Raw genomic sequence first — 3,465 nt, forward strand, 5'->3', positions numbered from 1 at the left:
CGATTTTGAGGTAGTCAGTTACCTAAAATTCAGGGAAAAAGTCCCTGAATTTTACCCGCGATCACTCCAATGGTCAGCACTTTTTGAGGGGAAAAAAGTCTAAAAACCTTATCCAACAATGTTTTTAGATTTATTCCAGCAGACCCTAAGTAGTCGTTAGATCATACAGTATAATTCGGGAGTCAGTTTCAAGGGAAAAAGGAAAAAGGATATCTTGGTATTTTGCCGAGCAACAAGCAAGGTTATTGCCAACGTGCAGTACATTGACTTATAAGCTGTTCGTAATTTAAATTGCTTGTTGAGACGAGGCAAGAGGCACTCTTGCAAAAGGCAACAGTAAAGGGATTGGGGGAGGTTCGGCTAATCTAAGAATAAGCGGTTTAAATGCGTCTTAGCTTAGCTATTGACATTTGAGAAAATTACCGTAAGTCTAAGTAACCGGATATCTTCTGCCAGACTAGCACTTGATTGGGGATACGTCATCTACTTGTTACATTAGTTAAAAATGACGCAAAAACCTTCTATTAAGTAAGTGGTTATAATTAAATAGAAGATAGATTTTGCCTTCGATCCCCCCCTGCTCCCCTTGATAAGGTGCCGATAGGCGGGGGGAGCTGACAATTTTTAACACCTACCTACTTATCAAACTTGATTGGATTTATTATAAAAACAACTTAATCCCAAAGCTACTTTATTGGCCGACTAATCTGTTACTGCTAGTGACTCGGTTAGTTTTTTATTGAAAAAAACTGCTGGGGATTGAATCTCACTAAAATAAGTTATGATCAATCTTGCTTGAGTCAGAAAGATTAATATGCCCAGCCAAGAAATTATTAACCAGAAAAATTCTGCCGCCAACGCCGAACAAGTTTCTGAGTCTAACCTAGAGCTAGTTCCCCAACCGAAACAAGAGCATGATACCTCTGCCAGCCCACAGGGATTGCCCCATGCCTTCGTCGTTATGCCCTTTGGTAAGAAAAAAGGGCCCGATGAACGATGGATAGACTTCAATAGCATTTATCAGGATTTAATTAAACCGGCCTTGATCGAAGCCGGATTTGAGCCATTTCGAGCCGATGAAGAAAGCGTCAGTGGCGATATCCTCACCGATATGTTTCAGGAACTATTGCTGGCGGATCTGGTAATTGCCGACATCAGCATTGATAATGCCAACGTTTTTTATGAGTTAGGAGTGCGCCACGCCCTACGCAAGCGAGGACTAATTCATATCCAGTCGGGACGAGGTCGTATGCCTTTCGATATTTTTAACGTTCGCACTCTCCCCTATCATTGTGACGAGAATGGCCAGCCCGATCGCCAATACCTGGAAAAAGACAAGCAGGCGATCGCTAAAATGGCTCGCGCTACCTGGGAATCAGACCCTAATCGCATTCACAGCCCCATTTTCAATTTACTCGACGGCTTGGAAGAACCCGATCGCCGGTCGCTGCAAACCCCCCTAGCCATTGGCTACTGGGATGAGTACAATAATTGGCGGAAAAGGGTAGTGATCGCCCAACGCCAAGATCGCATTGGTGACGTTTTGCTGTTGACAGAAGAAGTGAGCAACCCCCTAATTAAATGCGAGGCGATCGCCGAAGCGGGGAAAGCCTTAAGAAACCTGGGAAATTATCAACTAGCGCTCCAGCAATATCGCAACGGACTGGCACTGCAGCCGAAAAATGCCGAATTCCGGCGCGAGGAAGCCTTTCACCTGATCCGACTGAAGCGATATGAAGAGGCAGTCGTACAGTTAGAGTCGCTGCTGCGAGATGAACCGGCCAATATCGATGCCATTTCCTACTTAGCCCGCATTTACAAGGAAATGTGGAAGGAGCGATGGGTAGGCATCTCGAATGAAGCAGAGCGCCGCCAAACAGCTTACGAATCAGCCCACTTACTGCAAAAAGCGATTGAGACTTACCTGCAAGGCTACCGCCTCGATCAGAATCATTACTATTCCGGCATCAACGCCCTGACCTTATCGTCTCTGCTGAAGCATTTAGCGCCACTGGCTGGCAAGGATAGCGATCCAGAAGAGAAAGCGATCAAAGAGGAGTTGCCGGCACTGTCTGGAGCCGCTAAATTTAGTCTGGAAAGTGCCGCTATCAAGAATAACAACGATGTTTGGGTCTTCCTCTCCCTCGGCGATCTGGCCATCTGTACCGCCAGCAACCCGCAACAGGTGGCCAGAGCCTATAAAAGGGCGCTGAACCGGCTCTGGAACAATAAATTTGCTTTACTTTCAACCTTAGAACAGTTGAAACTTTTAGAATCCCTGAATTTCCGCCTTGAATATGTCAAGTCAGGCCTCGATGTCCTCGAGGCAGAATTGAAGAGAATAGAAAATCAAGAAGCAGCGATCGCATCCCAAACGGTGAAGGAACCTCCGCAAGTTTTCCTCTTCTCGGGTCACATGATTGACAAGCCAGACCGCCCGCGGCTTCGGTTTCCCCCGGCGATGGAAACCGAGGCGCAACAAAAAATTAAGGAGGTACTCGATAATCTAAAAGCTGATGCCAGGGATCTGGCGATCGCACCAGGGATAGCCTGTGGGGGCGATATCCTGTTTCTAGAAGCCTGTTTAGAGCGCCAGATGAAAGTCGAGGTCTATCTGCCCTTCGAGTCGGCTCAATTTATTGAAAAGTCGGTCAGCTTTGCGGGCGATGATTGGGTAGAGCGTTTCTATGGAATTAAGAATCATCCCCAGGTGGAACTCAACCTACAACCGGAAAGAATCGGAGCAGTCCCGAAAGGAAGCAATTCCTTTGAGCGCAACAATCGTTGGGCGCTCTATTCCAGTTTGATCTACGGAATCGAGCGGATGCGGTTGATTGTCCTGTGGGATGGCAAAGGCGGTGATGGACGTGGCGGGACTGGCGATATGGTCAAGCAAGTACGTCAATTGGGGGGGATTGTCGAGCATCTAGACACAACTAAGTTTGATTATTGGAAAGCCCAAGGAGCGGGAATCGGGAATCGGGAAGCTTGAGAAACCAGAGCCGAGATTTTTTTATCTCAAATGTCGGGTGAAGACCCTCGGTTTTACCGAAGGGATGAAACAAAGGCCCGCAGAGAACAGCGAAGCGCGATTAAAAATAAGTGTCCAGTCTCCTGACAAAATCTCGAATAACTTCTTCTTTTAAGGGTCTTGACCTACCCAGGCAAAATAGCTACCATACAAGTAGAGCGGATAGGGTAATCAACCGCTCTAAAAACATAAGTAGTCTAATCACTACGCTATCTGCACCTTGACAATCAAGAGCTGGGGTTCTACCTAGGGTTTGCTGAAAAAGTTTATTGGTGGGGTTAGGAGTCAGGAGCCGGTCGTCGGTCGTCAGTCGGGGAAGTCAGAATAACAGAATGACCTCGCACGTCTGGAAGCGGAACCCTTCGAGATCGAAGAGCGAAAGTGCAAGGGTTTTGAGTCCCTCGGATCGATTTCTCAACGTTTGTTTCTGGCAC

At 46.9% G+C, this 3,465-nt stretch carries 1 protein-coding gene; it reads left to right on the top strand.

All coding sequences use genetic code 11. The features are described 5' to 3' along the window. Positions 1 to 814 precede the first annotated feature (814 nt). Positions 815 to 2,992, top strand: a complete 2,178-nt coding sequence (locus IM456_RS05200) for a TRAFs-binding domain-containing protein (RefSeq protein WP_287693058.1) — start codon at positions 815 to 817, stop codon at positions 2,990 to 2,992. Positions 2,993 to 3,465 lie beyond the last annotated feature (473 nt).

Origin of the sequence: Microcystis sp. M079S1, from assembly GCF_020246425.1 — a bacterium.
Taxonomy (GTDB): domain Bacteria; phylum Cyanobacteriota; class Cyanobacteriia; order Cyanobacteriales; family Microcystaceae; genus Microcystis; species Microcystis aeruginosa.